Here is a 17,353-nt window from a genome sequence, read left to right as displayed (position 1 = left end):
ATCATTGAATCCGAAAATCTGGTTTGCCGCCTTGTTCCTAGCGATTCCAGCACTCGGGCTGGGGTGGTGGTTCCTGCGCATGGAAACGAAGCTGCGTGTCGTGATGTCGACGGGATCCGAAAGCGGCGTTTACCATCAACTGGCAACCGAGTTAGGTAACGCGTTCGAGAATCATCGGCCTTCAGTCGAGTGGACGTTGCAATCGAGTGCTGGCAGCGCCGAAAATGTGGCTCGGCTTGAAAGCGGAGTTACGGATGTCGCAATCGTTCAAAACGACGCGATAGCCAATGCGGCGGTACGCAGCTTGGCGATGCTGTACACCGAGTCTTTGCATCTGGTTTGTCGCCGCGAAGCCAAAATCACATGCCTTAACGACCTCGCCAAACACAAAACGAATTTGGGATCAAAGGACGGAGGAACGTTCCAGTTGGTCCGTGAGCTATTGTCGTTTTCACGAATCGAACTACCCGCCGATAATCTGGATCACTTGGGTTTCCAGGACGCCGAAATTGGTTTGGAAAGCGGCGAGCTAGACGCAGCATTTTTCTTGGTCGGTGTTGGTGCTGAAGTGATCGGGCGATTACTCAGCGACGATCGTTTCGAGTTGGTACCGATCCATATTCAAGTCGGTTCCGATGTCGATTCGGTTGTTTCCGAGGAAGCGTTCATCGACGGATTTCGCACTCACTATCCGTACGCGACTTACACCGATATTCCGTTAATGGCGTACGAGGGAAAGCCAAGACGGCCGATCGCCGCCGTTGGCATTGCCGCTGTCTTAGCTTGCCGTGGCGACTGGGACGACGAGCTTGCTCGCGATTTGGTGCAAACGCTCTTCGCGCATAAAGCCGTGCTAGGACATCAAATCCCTCTGTTAAGCGGACTCGACGAAACTTCGAGCCGATCGAGTTTGCAATTTCCGCTTCATCAAGGTGCCGAATCGTATTATCGGCGCAACGAGCCAGGTTTTCTGGCCGAGAATGCCGAGTCGATCGGGCTTCTGATCACGCTGGCGCTTTTGACATTCAGCGGTCTGCATGGCGTCAAGAAGTGGATTGACCAGAACCGCAAGAATCGCGTCGATGTGTACTATCAACGCGTGCAGGAGTTGCAAACGAATGCAAATTTGTCGGCGGGCAATGTCGATCAAGCAAGTTGGTACCGGACGCTAAACGAGATCGAATCGCAGGCGTGCGAAGAACTGATCAGCGAACGACTTGACGCGGACCACTCCTACGTCATCTTGCAAAACATGATCGCCCGCTGTCGACGTGAACTAAAGCGAATCCACGAGAACGCGTGATCGGTTTCCTCGGTCCGGTTTCTTCAAATTGGCACCACGAATTGGACAACGGATCGGAACACGATCCGTTGTGCTTGCTTCTGCGATTCGCGATCTGCGGAGTCAGCGATTACCAGACGACTTAGCTAACCGCCATTGCGACTTCACGAGACTTTCGCGATAGCAGCTGGTTAGCTTGGTCGTCGTCGACGAACTGTTCCGATTTCGGATCCCACTGCAATTCTCGGCCCAGCATTAGCGAGATGTTGCAGAGGTGGCAGGACGTCATTGTGCGATGGTGCGAACGCACATCCGAAATCGGTTCGCCACCATCGGCAATGCACTCGAAGAAATTCTTCATGTGATTCCCTGGGCTTTTTCCTTTGCATAGTTTCACTATCAGGCCGTCAAGTTCGGCACGGTCAGCGTCCGTCAAGCTTTCGACGGGCTTACCTTCGAGTTTGCCGCGATTGACAAAGATGCGTCCCTTTTCACCTTCGAATAGAATGCCGTTGGGGAAGTCGACGTTTTCGTTTTCTCGCTTGTAGTGATCGTTGACGCTCATCGTGTTGCCGTTGGCGAAGGCCAGATCAATGCTGAACTTCGTTGCGGTGTTGAAACCGTTTGGCAGTGATGCTTCGCCGTTCAGGTACGCGTTCCAATTGAAATCCGTCGGTACGATTGCCGGAAACTCGCCTCTGCCCGAAATTTTTACGGGGCCATCTTCGCCTGGTGCCAACGCCCACTGAGCGATGTCGATGTGGTGAGCGCCCCAGTCAGTCATCTTGCCGCCCGAATAGTCAAAATACCATCGGAATTGCTTGCGGCGCTGTTCGCTGTAGTCGGCGTCCGGTGCAGGTCCAACCCACATTTCCCAGTCGAGATCGTCCGGTGCCGCAGTTGACTCGAACGGACCGTCCTCGGGTGCGCCGCCGATCGCAATGTAGGCGTTGACGTTTTTCCCGAGTCTGCCGCTCTGAACCATGGCCACAGCGGTCAAGAAGTTACCCTTTGAACTTCGCTGCTGAGTTCCGACCTGGAACGTCTTGCCAGTTTCTTCGACGACTTTGCGAATCTGTTTGCCTTCGTCGATCGTCAACGTCAGGGGCTTTTCGCAATAGACGTGCGCGCCGGATTTTAGGGCCGCGATTGCAATCGGCACATGCCAATGGTCGGGAGTGCCGATGGTGACGACATCGGGCTTTTCCTTTTCTAGCATTTCGCGATAATCGCGATACATGTTCAGCTTGCCGTCGAAGGCGTCGTTGAATTCCTGGGTGTGCAAATCGTCGACGTCGCAGACTGCGATCATCGTCGCGTGTTTGGCGGCGTCGCGAGCGATCTGGCCGCCTCGGTTGTACCGACCGCGACTTCCTCCGACGCCAATCGATGCCAGGCGAAGCTTTTGAGGTTCGTCAGCGGCGAGACCAGTTTTCGAAACGGTAAGCGCGGAAGTTGCGACGGCGGTGGCTTTCAAAAAACCACGGCGGGTAGCGTCCATCGGTAAAGATCCTTGGAAATCGGTGTCGTTTTTGAGGGGAACTGCGAGCCATTAGGATAGCCGATAAACAATTGCGTTGGGGAAATAGGAACCCTTCGGTTTTTTGGTTATAGTTGGGGTAGCCATTTGCAAGGCTCCCTGCCGCTCTTGAGTTCCCTCCCTAACCTTCTTACGACATCGGTCAGACCAACGATGAAGTTTGCCTCTATGCAATCAACCGCTCCATTCCTGCGCGCCGGCACTCTGGCGGCCTCCTGTTTCCTGCTCTCAATCGTTTGGCAGCCCGCCTTCGCTGATGAACCTACGCAAGTGGCGTTCAGCGATGGCAATCGAGTCGCGGCGGTCGGGAACTCGCTTGCCGAACGGATGAATCTGTACGGAAACTTCGAAACGCAGCTGCACCTGACTCTCCCTGACCAACAGATCAAGTTTCGCAACTTTGGTTGGCCAGCAGACGAAGTTGGAAACCGTCAGCGTCCCAACAGTTACACGACGATCGACGACCCGTTGAAGGTCTTTTCGCCGAACGTGTTTCTTTGCTTCTATGGTGCAAACGAGTCGTTTGCAGGCGATAGTGCGTCCGATGTCGAACAGTTTGTTGCCAATTATCGCAAATGGATCGCAGAACTTTCGTCAACATACGCTGGGACCGAAGGCCAAGCTCGTTTTGTGCTGGTCAGCCCTACGGCTTTCGAGTCGAGTGGCAATCCACTGCATCCCGATGCGGACAAACGCAATAAGAGTCTGGAAATCTACACCGACGCAATCAAACGATTGGCGACCGAAGACGGGCATCAATTTGTCGACCTGTTTTCCGAAACCGCAACCGCTTTCGCCCAGCAACCTGGTCTGCAATTCACAATCAATGGGGTTCACTTGAACGAGCGTGGTGATCAGTTGATGGCCAAGCAACTTGGCACCGTCCTGTTGGACGATAGCCCAATTCAGTCGGACGCTACACGCTATCAGAGAGTTCGTAAGTGGGTGAACGACAAGTCGTGGTTGCACCTGCAAGATTATCGAATGCTAAATGGTTGGTACGTCTATGGAGGACGGCGAACATTCGACACCGAGACGTTTCCAACCGAGTATCGCAAGATCCGTGCGATGAACGAAGTTCGTGACCGCTATATTTGGGACTTGGCAGCCGGACGTCCAGTCGCAGATGAGCCCGATGACTCGAACACTGGCGAAGTCTTCACGCCGGAAACGATGTTCGGCACCCGCGATGAAAATTTTCGCGCTGGTCGCGAACCCGACGAACTCATCTATCCCACACCCGAAGAATCGATCAAGTCGATGACGGTGCCGGATGGATTCAAGGTCGAGCTGTTTGCATCCGAGCGAGAGTTCCCCGAACTGGCGAATCCAAATCAAATTGCGTTTGATTCGAGAGGCCGGCTGTGGGTTTCGTGCATGCCTAACTATCCCCAGTGGCAACCAGGTGCGAAGCGTCCCAGTGACCGGTTGCTGATCTTGGAAGATACCGATGGTGACGGTAAGGCAGATAAGTCGACCACGTTTTACGACAAACTAATTTGTCCGACCGGGTTCGAGTTTTTTGACGGTGGCGTCTTGGTCGTCGACGAGCCTCGGATCTTGTTCTTGAAAGACACCGACGGCGACGACAAAGCAGACGAAGTCGACCAGGTGATTGATGGCATTGCTACCGATGACACTCACCACACGGTCGGAGCCTGGGAGTACTCGCACGGCGGCCAGTTGCACATGCTTGAGGGAATCTCGCTGTCGACGACTCTTGAAACGCCTTGGGGGCCATTCCGAAATCGCAATCGCGGTGGTGACTACATCTACGATCCCTTGTCGATGAGTTTCCGCCACTTTGTCACGCCGGGCTACGGCAACCCTTGGTGTTTGGTGTTCGACAACTGGGGCAATGGAATCGTGGGTGACGGCACCAACGCGAAACAACACTGGATCGCGCCGCTGTCCGGCAAAGAGGTTGACACACGAAAAACGCTGGAACCGGTCTTTGATAACGAAGGAATGCGACCAGCAGTTGGTAACGAGTTCCTGCTGTCGCGACATTTGCCCGATTCGATGCAGGGTCAATTTATCTATGCGTGTGTGATCAACATGCATGGCATGCCGCGATTTGAACTCGCCGACGATCCCGATTCTGCTGGCATGGTTGGCAAGCGGATTGACGATCTGTTGTCGTCCACCGACGCGACCTTCCGTCCGGTGGACCCAAAAATCGGTCCCGACGGTGCGATCTGGTTCGGCGATTGGTGCAATGCGCTGATCGGTCACATGCAATACTCTCAGCGTGACCCCAACCGCGACCATGTTCACGGACGTGTTTATCGGATGGTGAACACGAACAAGCCACTGCTAAAGACCGTGAATTTGGAAGCAGCGTCGATCGACGAATTGCTAGCCGAATTGCTGGTTCCCGAACTGCGAACACGGTACCGAGTGCGACGTGAACTGCGTGTGCGTTCCAAGGACGACGTTTTTTCAGCTCTCGATAAGTGGCTTGCTTACGAAGCGGATGCCCAGCGACTTTGCGAAGCGATGTGGATTCAAGAGAGTTTCCGTGACGTTGATCCCGGTTTGGTCTGGCGGGTCATGCAGAGTGACGATTTTCATGCTAGAGCTGCCGCCGTGCAAACAGTGTCAAGCGAACAGGATCGTTTTGAATCCGCACGTGAAGTATTCGAAACAGCGGTAAAAGACCCGCATCCACGAGTCCGATTGGAAGCGGTTCGTGCGATCAGTTTCCTGGAATCTGACGATGCGACCGAGTTGGCTTTGTCAGTGGTCGACTACCCGTTGGATTACTGGATCGATTACACACTCGAACACACCTTGCACGCACTGCAACCAATCTGGGGCCCCTCCGAAAAGTCAGCCACCTTTCTGGCGTCGGCGTCCGATAAGGCAAAGCTGCATTTCAAGCGGTACCGCAACATGAGCGGTCCCGGTGGCCATGCCGTTTTGCCTCTTGAAATTGCCGATGATGTGGATGCGTCGGTTGAAAAACGCAAAGCGGCAATCGGGCAACTTGTGGGGATCCGAGGCGGAAACGCTTCTCGCGGCGAAGGGGTTTTCAAACAAGTTTGTTCGGCGTGCCACATGATCGGCGACATTGGCAAAAAGTTTGGTCCCGAACTATCGGATATCGGTAGCCGCATGGACCCGCACAAGCTGATCACGTCGATCGTGTTGCCGAACGACGAAATCGCAAAGGGTTACGAGACGGTCCTGCTGCTGGACTACGACGGCGGTACCCACAACGGATTCATTTTGAAGGAAGACGATGATTCGATCACGTTGGGTATCGCAAATGGAAAGGAAGAGACGCTGCTGAAAGATGACATTGAGATTCGCAAGGAAATGAAAGCGAGTTCGATGCCCGAAGGTTTGGCCAAGACGATCGCGCCGATTGAGTTTCTTGATCTGGTCGAATACCTGAAGCAGCAAAACGGAATCAAAATTGAAAGTGTCGATGGCTGGGTTCGCGCCAAGTACAAGAATCCGACGCCCCTGCGGACGCACGCTGGCTCCGTTGAGATTTCGCGTGATGCGTGGTTGATGCCTGGACGCGGTTTTTCAGATTCAATACACAACGACGAATTGCATCTGTTTCTGTCGCCTCACAAACGCACCAAGTTTGACTTTGCGTTTCACTCACAGGAAAACACCAACAGTCCTTATGTCACGATTCGCTTGCCAGAAGTTCAAACGATCAGTCAACTTTGGCTCAGCAATCGAAAGGGCTTCGTCGAACGAGCCAAAGGATTGACGGTCTGGATCAGCGACAACGACACGGACTACAAGAAGGTTTGGTCGGCCGAAAAACCAAGGTCCGAATGGATGATCGATCTGCCAAAGAACACAAAGGCAAAGTTCATTCGCATCGGTTTGGAAGGCAAGGAAACCTTCCACTTGCTGCAAGGCGTTGTTTACGGTCCAAAATAGACTCGTTCGCAAAGCTCAGCGCTCGCTAGCACTGGAGCCCGTGGGGATTTAGTCAAGGACCGATTCTTGCGTGAACGCTTACGGGCCCCGCTAAGACTGAACGCGAAAACTGAGCTGACGCAGAATTTTTGTTCTGCGGTCGCTCAGTTCACTGGTCGCTCGACGCGGGCCACTGATTAGCGGCCAACTCTTGGCTCGCCGCGGTGCCCATGGCCCCCCAAACACCGTACGGGCTCTCGCGATCCGGCCCGACGTCATTGCCTAGATACACTGTCGGCTCGTGATCGTTTCCTGCATCGATACTGTCGGTGATGAAGTGAATCGCACCATCTCCGAAAGCAACGTGAGCACCACCCTGGTGCCGGCTGCTGGCTGGAAACACACCGCCTGATACATCTGAATCCGCTTGCAACACCAACTCGCGATTCGGGGGCAATATCGTGTTAAAAGAAGTATAAAGCGGCATTCCATCGGCCCAGCGGTGTCCGCGCCGAGCACTGGGGATTCCCGACACAGTGCTGACGATCGCCGCGTTGGTCCAGAATCGGGGCCGGTCCAAATCCACGTAGTCACTCATTCGAACCCAACCGGGGTCATTCATCAGAATTTTTGCATCGGGAACTTTGCTGACCATAGCGACGACCGGGTGAGTCGAAATGTAGGAGTCGCCTAAGTCCGTTGCCATCTCGCCAAGCATGATCGTATGGGAAAGCCCATCCGTTGCATCGGAGAAACGCGTCACAACGCGGGGGACAAATAAGCCTCGCATGGCAACCTTGGTGCGTTTCGCGAGATTGTCGTCGATGACGAAGACGCCGCCGACGTCTTTCATTGGGCCGGATTCACTGCAATCGATTCCATCGCCAATGCAGAAGGCATAGTTTGACCGTCCCATCGATGGACGGCCGACGCCTGGATCGCTGGGGCAGCGAAGTTCCTTGGGCTCGGTATACCACGGCGCATAGGCATCCGACGGGTCGGGGCCGCCAGCCGGCCAAGGTGATTCAGTTCCGTCATTGATCTTTTTACCATTCTCGTCTAACAGATCGCTTTCAAAATTTTGGTAGTCGTCCATCCCGATCCAAGCGTCAAAGCCGGCTTCATATTCCGTTTGACGTGCTAGCGGCTCTTGGATTTGATCCCACAGATTTGCAGCGTCCATGAACGGTAATAGGGCGACGAAAGCGCTGAGTCGCCGGTTGTTATCGTCCCCCGGTTTTGAACTTCCGTCGGTCCCCGATAGTTGGACCGGCAATTGTTTGAACGCGTCGTGATAGGCGCTCGTCGCAATCGCCACTTGTATCAAATTGCTCGAGCAACTGGTCCGTCTAGCGCTTTCGCGAGCCGATTGGACAGCTGGCAACAACAACCCGACCAAGACCCCGATGATGGCAACCACCGCCAACAGTTCAACCATCGTAAATCCGCGATTCATTTCGTGAATGGTTCGGGAAGTATGAATTGAGCGACTGGTAATTGAACAAATTTGGCACATCGCAGGGTTCCGACATCAAGGGCGGTTGAATCCACTACAGACATTCTGTCTGCAAGCGTTCGTGCCGTCAAGTTGGATCCGGTTCAAACAAGTTACCTGGACGAAAACCGCCATCCTGCATATGATGGTTGTAGTTGCAAATTGCGACCGAGTGTTTCGCATGAAGCACTTCCCAGACCTGGGGGTGATCTGGATTCGACCGGATGATTGGAAGCGATGGCTTGCGTGTCGTGGTTGATCAGTTGGCCACGTTAAAAGCTGATCACAAATTTTTAATTGCAAACGAAAGTTTCGCACTGGCCGCCTAATAACAGGTAGCCCGGGTTGATGGGGGCCGCCAGAGTCGCCTGAAAACCCGTCACAATTCTGGATCGTCCTCCGTCCTACTCGAGACGCGGAGGGCTAAAAAAGTTTCGAGTTAGCAGAGTGCGGAGCCTGTCAGGCAGCGCCGGACGAAGTGAAAAGCCTCTTCAATGAGGCACAAATAGTCAGACTACACACGTAGACGGTCTCGTGGACGCATCGCGGGACGCGGGTTCAATCCCCGCCGCCTCCACTAAAGCCGAGTTGTGAGAAATCGCATCTCGGCTTTTTTTATTGAACTTGCCGCACACGACCGCTTCCTCACGGGCAATTTGCCGTGCTGAGTAGCACCACAAGGGGTGCCACAGCGTTGCATCAAGGCCCAAGGACAGCTTTCGGTCAAGCACGGCGGTCGGTCGGACTGTCGAGTATTCAAATTCACTAGGCTAGTTTGGACAAGGAAGGTGGAGTCTGGGGCCATGCCGAGTTTCTTGAAGCCATCGCCAATTCGAAACATGAGGAACACGAACGGATATTGGAATGGGCAGGCGACTTCGACCCTGAAGAGTTCGACGCAAGCGAAACAACGAAGACGATGCGGCAGGGCCTGCCAGATTGGAGGCAGATGTGATTTCGCAGATTGTCGGACGTCTGCTGTGAATAAAATCGGCAAGATAAACTACAAAGGTATACTCATGAATCGAACGACAATCTTCGCAGCAATGCTCTTCGTAATTGCCGCTGTCTCCGTGGCCGAAGCCGAAGAACGTGTTCTCTTCGGGTTCGACCAACCGGAATCTGCCAAGGCATGGCAGACCGTCAACGATGGCGTGATGGGTGGCCGCTCGGATGGTCGCTTCAAGATCAATGAAGACAACAATATGGAATTCTTCGGCACATTGTCGCTGAAGAACAACGGCGGCTTTGCCTCGGTCAGAGCAAGAGATGGCAACCTCGCGCTGAAGCAAGACGATGTGATCGTCACCCGAGTGAAGGGAGATGGTCGGGAGTACAACATCAATCTCTATACAGAGAAAAATAGGTTCTCTTACCGACAGTCATTCAAGACGAAAAAGGATGAGTGGATCGAAGTCGAGTTTCCGTTAGACACGTTCTCCGCCACATGGCGAGGTCAGCGTTTCCCCAACGAAAAACTCGATCCAAGCACGCTGACTGGCCTCGGGTTTCTCCTCGGCGACAAGACGCCGGGACCATTCAAGCTAGAAGTCGAATGGATCAAGGTTGGAAAATCCCTTGGTGAGATGTTCAAAGTTCTGTGCGAAGGGACGTACAAGCATCACCTGCAAGGAGTTTGTACCGACGAAATCTCGATCTTTTGGTCGTTCACAACAACACTTGTGAAGACCGACATGGAAGGCAAGGTGTTGAACACGATCTCGGTCGCCAACCACCACGGCGATCTTTGCTTCCATGACGGCAAGCTGTACGTCGCTGTAAACCTCGGCAAGTTCAACGATCCAGAGGGCAACGCCGATTCATGGGTCTACGTCTACGACGCTGAGACCCTAACAGAACTTGCTCGGCATGAAACGCAGGAAGTCTTCCACGGAGCAGGCGGGATCGGCTATCGGGACGGCCACTTCGTTGTTGTGGGCGGATTGCCAGATGGAGTCGAGGAAAACTACGTCTACGAGTATGACAGCGAGTTCAAGTTCCTGAAAAAGTACATCATCAACAGCGGCCACACACGTCTGGGGATTCAGACGGCCACGTTCGCCAACGACCGCTGGTGGTTTGGCTGCTACGGCGATCCGAAAATTCTACTTGTCACCGACACTGACTTTCGGATGCAGGGGCGCTACGAAATTGACTGTTCGCTGGGGATCGAGGGTATGACTCATGGTCGCCTCCTTGTCGGCAGCGGACGATGCGAAAAAGACAACGGTTGCGCGGGGGGCGTACAGACGGCATTTCCAAACGAGAAGGCCGGACTCCAATTTCAGAGCAATACGTCGAAGTAGTCTAAGTCGCTGCTTTTTTGGAAACTTAGAATCTTGGAACGAGTAACGAATGGCTCTTAGGCGGGGAAGCCGTCCCTGATCAAGAGCTCACTGTCGTTTTGGATATAGATCTTGTTTAGATCAAAGCCGCAAAACGGACATGAATTCTTCTGACCAAGATAGTTTCCTTCAATTACCTACGGCATCCTCTGAGTTTCCTGCAGGCTTCACAACCAGCCGGTACGTCAGGTTGATCCGTTCTTCTGCCGGCTGCTTTGTCAAAGAGATTTCATGTTTCCAGAACTGTTGCATCGTTCCGGCCATGATGATGAGCAAGCCGTGACCAAGAAAGAAATGGTCATTGTTTCCGTTGTCTTGTTGTGTCTTATACGAAAGTTCCGAGTCGCTGCCAACGACAACGAGCCGATTACGTACCCCGTTTCAGGCTCGTCATGGGCGTGCATACCCATACTGTCCTGACCAGATCGGTAGCGGTTCAAGAGGCTGTAATTATACCGGACTCGAATCGCTTCGATCTTCCCCTCGATCTCAAGTAGCGTCGGTGTGCATGGCAGAGCGACGTTGAATGCGTTGTCATAGCAGTCACCAGCGCGACTCATGCTCTGTCGAATTGACGACCGCTTCAGAATCTGGCGAAAGCGATTGCTAGCGTACTGGCCACCGCGATCACTGTGATGGATCAAGTCACCGTCGGGCTATCGCATCTTAGTCGCATCTTTCAGACTTCCAATGACAAGTTACTCGGTCATCGTTACATCGATTTTCTATCCGACGACCATGCTATGGAGATGTAAATGCCGTCGGCGGACACCTGAGCGAAAAACTGTGCGTCCGTGCTCAATTCGGCAAATCGTTGCTATTTGCGTTTGGTTGATTGTCCTCGCAACCGCGGTATCCAGCTTTCGAGTTTTCTCGAGGACTAACACGAATTGATTGTCCATTACGGAACACTATTCGCTCGCATTTTCGTCAAGAAGATCATTTGAGGCCGAATCAGTTCGGTCCGAAAGTCTCGACGACTTCAACGAGGGAAACGCGAATTTGGTTCCGGTTGGTATGTGCATTGCAAATCGATTGTGACGAAGTTCAACCCTTTTCACCTAGGCGAGTAAATCCTATGTCAACGAAACTGGAAACCGCGACTCAGTTCCATGCCGACCATCGCCATTGGCAAAGCGACATAGCTTGCTGGAACGACGACATCGAGAGCTGGCGATCCGAGCATTCCCATGCAATTGTGCAGCTGCAGGCAGCGCTTCGTCAAATCAACGAGCACGGCCAATGCGTGAACGATCATGCCGATTCGATTGCATCACTAGAAAGCGGCTTGGAACATCATGAAAAGAGCCTCGCGGCCGACTTGCAGAACGAATCCACAGCCGGTTTGGATAAAACACAATGTGAGCATCACCAACGGGAGGCTGACCTCCACGCGAGACAACGTGCCGCCCACGAACGTATGAAGAAACACCACCACCAAGCGATGGCAAAGGTGGCGATGGTCGCGAGTGCTCTCGAAGAGGCCTGCTGACACATGAGTCCTCGCCCAATCATCCCGACGACCGGCGAACCTGACGCCAGATGCGGTAACCCATCGAAACCGCGACGCCACAGCCGGGGAATACGGGATGTAGATTCTTGGTAGGACTTGGTCGCTCCAAAGCGACGTTGAGTCGACAAACATCGCGACCGTCAGAATGCCGATGACAAGGCGGTTGGTGATGGGCTATAGCCAACGATGCTGTAGGTGGACGGGTACAGCGACGACGTTGCGGAATTGGTCTGCGTTGCGGCTGAGTTGCGGAACGTCACCAATGTCTATGATGTGTCGCTATCCGGTGGCTGAGATGGAGCGGCGAAACAGCCGGAGGCTACCTAGAAAGGCGGCCAGCCCCAACCCTACCATCGCAATGAATTCAGGCCAAACATTGTTAAAGCCGACACCTCGAAACGCGATCGCTTGAGCAAAACTCATGTATTGTCGCGATGGCAAGAACCAAGTGATTCGTTGCAACCAATCCGGTTGACTTTCCAATGGACTCATTCCACCAGAGAGCATCATCATCGGGATGATCGTAATCATGCAAAGCAGTCCGTATTGAGCCATGCTTCGCGCGATGGTAGCCAGCAAGATGCCTACCGCCGCAGCGGCAAACAGATAAACCACCGTACCACTAAGCAGCAGCATCCGCGAACCCGCAATCGGAACCCCAATTGCCCCCTCGACCACAAAGATCATCGACAGCACGAAAAACGCCAAAATCACGATCCCATTTGCCCACACCTTGGAGATCGCGATCTCAAACGAAGTTAGCGGCATCACGAGTAAGTGCTCAAGCGTGCCATGTTCGCGTTCACGCAGAATGGCTGCGCCGGTCAGGATGATGGTCAACATCGATAGTTGATCCAGCAATCCCGTGAAGGCGCGGTTCCAACTGTTCGTGCCGTTCGGATTGAAAGCTTTGCGTTTGACCAATTTGATCGGCTGAACGGCAACCGCATCAGTGCGGTTCGCGAAGCGACGGATTTCTTTTGTCAAGATCGACTGGATGTATCCGGCTCCCAGCGCGGCTTGTCGCACAGCGGTTGCGTCAATATTGACTTGAATTTCTGGCGATTTCCCGTCGCGAACGTCCGATTCAAAATTCGGCGGAATGACAACCACAAACAGGAACCGGGTCGCGTCCATGGATCCGTCGATTTCGTCGGCAGTGATCTCTACGGGGACTTTGAAGTAAGGCGGATACAACGCAGCACGCATATTACGCGACAACGTTGATTGGTCTTCGTCCACAAACGCCACCGACGCTCGATTGACGTCTTCGGGAACCCCTTCGCTTTGTTGGTAGACGCTGAAAGTGAACGAGTAAACCAAGAAACCCATCAAGGCGATGCTGCCCAGCAACGTCCGCAGTTCTTTCGTTCCTAACCAGAATATGTTGGCGAGTGAGTTCATTCTTACTTCTCCTGTTTCTTGAGAAGGAGAACACAAAGCAGCCAGAACACGGGCGAGAACATCGCGAGTTTGACCAGGTCGGGGATCAGCGAGACGGCACTGAGTCCTTTTGTAAACGTCCCTACACTGAGGTGCAGATAGTACGCGGCGGGCCATAGGGTTCCCATCACGCGGGCAGCGCCTTCGAGTGTGGAAACGGGTTGGAACATGCCCGAAAACTGCATGGTTGGCATCATGGACAGGATCGCCGCCAGCAACACCGCCGTCACTTGGCTGGAAGCGAGATTCGAGACCAACAAACCGTAACCCGTGGTTGCGGTAACGTAGAGAAACGCACCGAACGTGAGCGTTAGCAGGCTTCCCTTCATCGGAACTTGCAACAAGTAAACCACGACGACCGTCAGAATCGCGAAGTTAGCCATCCCGATACCGATGTAGGGAAGTTGTTTGCCGAGCAAGAACTCCATGCGTCGCGTCGGCGTGACATAGAAATTAGTGATCGTGCCAATCTCCTTCTCGCGAGAGACACTGACTGCCATCAGAATTGCCGGAAACAACAGCAGCATCATGGTTGGAATGGTTGGTCCCATCGCGTAGATGCTTTCAAACGTCGGGTTGTATCGGTAACGAAGTTCAAACGATGCAAGCTCGCTTTGAACTTGTGGCGAAGTACTCTCACGAGCGAACCGTTGGATCGATTTTCTGTGAGCGCCTTCGACATAGCCTTCGATCGTCGATGCCCGAGACGTTTCGGCTCCGTCGATCCACACGCTGACTTCAGGATTCCCATCACGTTTCAAGTCGCGTCCAAAAGAAGGCGGAATCTCGATCGCCATCGTGATTTTCCGAGTAGCGAGCCTCGCTTCAAGGTCGTCTTCGTTGAGCAGTTCCGGCTGTTCGGTGAAGTAGCGAGAACTCGAATACTCTTGCAGGTACGTTCGGCTCGCCGGAGTTTGATCTTGGTCGAGAACGGCGTAAGAGAGGTTTTCGACGTCCGAGGAAAGACCGTACGCGATCACCAACAACAGCAGCAGGCTGCCGCCGAATGCAAATGTCAGCCGAACCGGGTCACGCAGCACTTCCATGGTTTCGCGATAGCTGTAAGCAAGCAGTCGCGTGAGTCCCGCCAGTGGTCGATCGATCGGCTGAGTCGAGATCGCTCGTTGTGGGTTGTCGATTGTGGTCACGGCATCCACATCCGGGGACGTCGACGCACCGTTGGCTTTTTCAATGGAGCGGATGAATGCTTCCTCGAGTCCGTGGACTCCGCCACCCTCCGAATTCGCAATCGTTTGCGGATTGTCTTGCACCAACACTTTTCCTGCGTGCATCAGTGAAATTCGATCGCACCGCATGGCCTCGTTCATGAAGTGCGTTGAAATGAAGATCGTGACGTTTTGGCTTCGCGACAAGTCGATCAACAGTTCCCAGAATTGATCGCGAGCGACTGGATCAACGCCGGACGTCGGCTCGTCCAGAATCAACATCTCCGGTTCGTGAATGATGGCAACCGCAAGGGAAAGCCGCTGACGCAGCCCCAGTGGTAACGAATTCGCTTTCGCATTGGTGTATTGTGTCAAACCAAAACGGCCGACGAGCTTCTCGATTCGCTGTTGCGTCTTAGCAGCCGGCATGTGAAAAAGACGGGCATGCAGTTGCAGGTTCTGTCGGACCGTCAGTTCCCCGTATAGCGAGAAACCTTGCGACATAAAGCCAACGCGGTATCGCGTCGCCAAATCCTTTGCGTCCACTTCTTTGCCCCACAGCGACGCCTTGCCTTCGGTTGGCGGCAACAAGCCTGTCAGCATCTTCATCGTGGTCGTCTTGCCACAACCGTTTGAGCCCAGGAATCCAAAAATCTCTCCGGCCTCGATTCGGAAACTAACGTTGTCGACGGCAGTGAAGTCGCCAAAACGCTGCGTCAAACCCTCGGCGACGATTGCCGCATCGCCATCGGTTTTGGTTCTCGGCGGAATCGTCAGCACTTGCTTGCCACCTTGATTCTCAGGCGGCAATAACGCGACAAAAGCTTGCTCCAAATTGTCTGTTTTCGTGTTCGCCTTGATTTCGTCCGGTGTGCCGGTCGCTAGAACTTTTCCCGCGTTCATCGCGATCAGCCGATCGAATCGTTGAGCTTCGTCCATATAGGCGGTCGACACCAAGACGCTCATGCCCGATCGTTCGGCGCGAATGGAGTCGATCAGCTCCCAGAACTGGCGACGAGACAGAGGGTCAACTCCGGTCGTCGGTTCGTCAAGGATCAGGAAGTCGGGATCATGAATCAAGGCACAGCACAAGCCAAGTTTTTGTTTCATGCCACCAGAAAGTTTTCCCGCTGGTCGGTTCAGGAACGAAGCAAGCCCTGTCGCCGTCGTCAGTCGCTCGATACGTGCTTTGCGTTCGCCGCGTGATTGGCCGTAGAGCTTGCCAAAGAAGTCCAGATTCTCGTGAACGCTCAGCTCTTGGTAGAGATTTTTTCCCAGACCTTGTGGCATGTAGGCAATGCGCGTGCAGACGGCATTACGATGCTTCGTGCTGGCCATGTTTCCGTCAAACACGGTGACGGCGCCGGTTTGCATTTTGCGAGCACCCGAAAGCAAACCCAGCAATGTCGATTTTCCGACTCCATCGGGGCCGATCAAACCCAACGTCTTGCCGGACGGAATTTGCAACGACACATCGTCCAACGCCACCGTCGTGCCGTAGACGTGGGTCACGCCTGCTACTTCAGCGACGTTACCAACTTGCGAACTAGTCTCGACACGAACGGGAACGTTCATCGTTCGTATTTCATCTGCGAAAGGTCGTCGGGGAACAGGCGATTGAGTTCAGCCGGCCAGGCGACGGAATCGTCGAGCTTCACATATGCGACTCCGCGGATGCCCGATTTGATTTTCTCGATGTGCTTCACGACTTGGTCGTGCGGGACATGAACCTTGACGCGGAACATCAGCTTGTCACGTTCTTCCTGAGTCTCCACTTGCTTCGGCGTGAACTGGGCTTCCGGCGATACGAAGGTAACTTTGGCGACTCCCGCGTAACCAGGGGCAACATCAAGCACGATCCGAGCATCGGCGCCAATGGAAAGCCGAGTCGCGTCCTTTGCCGGCAGGAAGATTTCCATGTAGATATCGCTGAGATCCATCAAGGTCATCACCTTACCGCCAGCGGCGAGGACTTCGCCTTCTTCAGCAAGCCGATACAAAACGCGACCGATGGTAGGCGCCTTTAACTGGGCGTCGGCGATTTGGACTTCGATTTGGTTGACGGCTGCCTTGGCGGCATCTGCTGAACGTTTTGCAGTGTTGACCGAAGCTTTCGCAGCCGCCACCGACGCACTGGCGACTTCTCGCTGACTTTTCTTTTGGTCATATTCCTCTTGTGAAAGCGCCCGTTGAGGCAGTAGTTTTTCGGCGCGACGCAGAGTACTTTCAGCGAGATTGAGCTCACTTTCACGTTCAAGTAGGATCGCCTCTGACTGGGTGATCGCTTGTTCGGCTTCTGCAAATTGGGCTTGCGTCTGCGCCAAGGCGGCTTCCAATTCGAGTGTATCCATTCGCACCAGCAGCTGGCCCTTTTCAACCAGATCTCCTTCGCGTGCCAGAACGTCTTCGACACGACCGGCGTATTTGGTTGCAACATCGACCTGGACCGCTTCAATCCGCCCATTGCCAAACACGATTCCCTGCGGCAGCGGTTCAGGTTGTTGCGCGAGCCACCATTGCCAACCGAAATAACCTACCCCCGCAACGGCAACAACCAAGGCTAGACGAGCAATCACCCCAACAAGATTTTTCATGATGAGTGTAAACCTAGGTTTCGGGATGGCATGTGTAGCAATCCACGTGAAAGTGTGCGGTATTGTAGAGGCAAATCACATATCTGTCGG

The 17,353-nt window shown here is 53.8% G+C and carries 10 protein-coding genes, 1 other RNA gene and 2 pseudogenes; 6 read left to right on the top strand and 7 right to left on the bottom strand.

Annotation, left to right across the window (positions count from 1 at the left end; genetic code table 11):
- Positions 1-4: 4 nt before the first annotated feature.
- Positions 5-1,303, top strand: a complete 1,299-nt coding sequence (locus tag Poly59_RS27745) for a TAXI family TRAP transporter solute-binding subunit (protein WP_146537319.1) — start codon at positions 5-7, stop codon at positions 1,301-1,303.
- A gap of 121 nt (positions 1,304-1,424) precedes the next feature.
- On the opposite strand, the gene Poly59_RS27740 is transcribed toward Poly59_RS27745, so the two are convergent.
- Positions 1,425-2,783, bottom strand: coding sequence for a Gfo/Idh/MocA family protein (locus Poly59_RS27740; protein ID WP_146537318.1), 1,359 nt, complete (start codon positions 2,781-2,783; stop codon positions 1,425-1,427).
- A 192-nt stretch (positions 2,784-2,975) separates the two neighbouring features.
- Between Poly59_RS27740 and Poly59_RS27735 the strand changes: the two genes are divergently transcribed.
- Positions 2,976-6,728, top strand: coding sequence for a PVC-type heme-binding CxxCH protein (locus Poly59_RS27735; RefSeq protein WP_146537317.1), 3,753 nt, complete (start codon positions 2,976-2,978; stop codon positions 6,726-6,728).
- A gap of 148 nt (positions 6,729-6,876) precedes the next feature.
- On the opposite strand, the gene Poly59_RS27730 is transcribed toward Poly59_RS27735, so the two are convergent.
- On the bottom strand, positions 6,877-8,163 hold the full coding sequence (locus Poly59_RS27730; RefSeq protein WP_146537316.1) for a DUF1559 family PulG-like putative transporter: 1,287 nt from the start codon (positions 8,161-8,163) through the stop codon (positions 6,877-6,879).
- 240 nt (positions 8,164-8,403) lie between these two features.
- Between Poly59_RS27730 and ssrA the strand changes: the two genes are divergently transcribed.
- From ssrA to Poly59_RS30320, 3 genes are all read left to right on the top strand, one after another.
- Positions 8,404-8,782: a transfer-messenger RNA gene (gene ssrA / locus Poly59_RS27725) on the top strand.
- 195 nt (positions 8,783-8,977) lie between these two features.
- Positions 8,978-9,157 carry a plasmid pRiA4b ORF-3 family protein gene (locus tag Poly59_RS30765; protein ID WP_146537315.1) on the top strand — a complete coding sequence of 60 codons (180 nt, stop codon included), beginning with the start codon at positions 8,978-8,980 and terminating at the stop codon, positions 9,155-9,157.
- Positions 9,158-9,221: 64 nt separating this feature from the next.
- Entirely contained in the window at positions 9,222-10,508 is a 1,287-nt protein-coding gene (locus tag Poly59_RS30320; RefSeq protein WP_246151986.1) for a CIA30 family protein, read from the top strand.
- 168 nt (positions 10,509-10,676) lie between these two features.
- Here the strand turns inward: Poly59_RS30320 and Poly59_RS30760 are convergent.
- Together Poly59_RS30760 and Poly59_RS30315 are read right to left on the bottom strand one after the other, a co-directional pair.
- Positions 10,677-11,062: pseudogene (locus tag Poly59_RS30760) on the bottom strand (alpha-ketoglutarate-dependent dioxygenase AlkB).
- A 12-nt stretch (positions 11,063-11,074) separates the two neighbouring features.
- A pseudogene (locus Poly59_RS30315) lies at positions 11,075-11,203 on the bottom strand (DDE-type integrase/transposase/recombinase); the annotation flags it as partial.
- A 422-nt stretch (positions 11,204-11,625) separates the two neighbouring features.
- Here Poly59_RS30315 and Poly59_RS27695 point away from each other — a divergent pair.
- Positions 11,626-12,039: a hypothetical protein gene (locus tag Poly59_RS27695; RefSeq protein WP_146537314.1), complete on the top strand. Its 414-nt coding sequence runs from the start codon at positions 11,626-11,628 to the stop codon at positions 12,037-12,039.
- 300 nt (positions 12,040-12,339) lie between these two features.
- Here Poly59_RS27695 and Poly59_RS27690 read toward each other — a convergent pair whose 3' ends face one another.
- Genes Poly59_RS27690 through Poly59_RS27680 form a run of 3 tightly spaced genes read right to left on the bottom strand, consistent with a single transcriptional unit; the run spans position 12,340 to position 17,263 of the window.
- Positions 12,340-13,464, bottom strand: coding sequence for an ABC transporter permease (locus tag Poly59_RS27690; RefSeq protein WP_146537313.1), 1,125 nt, complete (start codon positions 13,462-13,464; stop codon positions 12,340-12,342).
- 2 nt (positions 13,465-13,466) lie between these two features.
- Entirely contained in the window at positions 13,467-16,244 is a 2,778-nt protein-coding gene (rbbA, locus tag Poly59_RS27685) for a ribosome-associated ATPase/putative transporter RbbA (protein WP_146537312.1), read from the bottom strand.
- Positions 16,241-17,263, bottom strand: a complete 1,023-nt coding sequence (locus tag Poly59_RS27680) for an HlyD family secretion protein (RefSeq protein WP_146537311.1) — start codon at positions 17,261-17,263, stop codon at positions 16,241-16,243. Before Poly59_RS27680 ends, rbbA begins: the two co-directional genes overlap by 4 nt.
- Positions 17,264-17,353 lie beyond the last annotated feature (90 nt).

This window comes from Rubripirellula reticaptiva (assembly GCF_007860175.1).
GTDB classification, from domain to species: Bacteria; Planctomycetota; Planctomycetia; order Pirellulales; family Pirellulaceae; genus Rubripirellula; species Rubripirellula reticaptiva.
Note: the sequence above shows the minus strand (reverse complement) of the source record. Positions and strands in the feature narration are given on the sequence as shown.

Excerpts from the sequence above, each read along its gene's own strand:
- Poly59_RS27740 (WP_146537318.1), bottom strand. The coding sequence starts at position 2,783 with ATGGACGCTACCCGCCGTGGTTTTTTGAAAGCCACCGCCGTCGCAACT.
- Poly59_RS27735 (WP_146537317.1), top strand. The coding sequence starts at position 2,976 with ATGAAGTTTGCCTCTATGCAATCAACCGCTCCATTCCTGCGCGCCGGC.
- Poly59_RS27730 (WP_146537316.1), bottom strand. The coding sequence starts at position 8,163 with ATGAATCGCGGATTTACGATGGTTGAACTGTTGGCGGTGGTTGCCATC.
- Poly59_RS30320 (WP_246151986.1), top strand. The coding sequence starts at position 9,222 with ATGAATCGAACGACAATCTTCGCAGCAATGCTCTTCGTAATTGCCGCT.
- Poly59_RS27695 (WP_146537314.1), top strand. The coding sequence starts at position 11,626 with ATGTCAACGAAACTGGAAACCGCGACTCAGTTCCATGCCGACCATCGC.
- Poly59_RS27690 (WP_146537313.1), bottom strand. The coding sequence starts at position 13,464 with ATGAACTCACTCGCCAACATATTCTGGTTAGGAACGAAAGAACTGCGG.
- rbbA (WP_146537312.1), bottom strand. The coding sequence starts at position 16,244 with ATGAACGTTCCCGTTCGTGTCGAGACTAGTTCGCAAGTTGGTAACGTC.
- Poly59_RS27680 (WP_146537311.1), bottom strand. The coding sequence starts at position 17,263 with ATGAAAAATCTTGTTGGGGTGATTGCTCGTCTAGCCTTGGTTGTTGCC.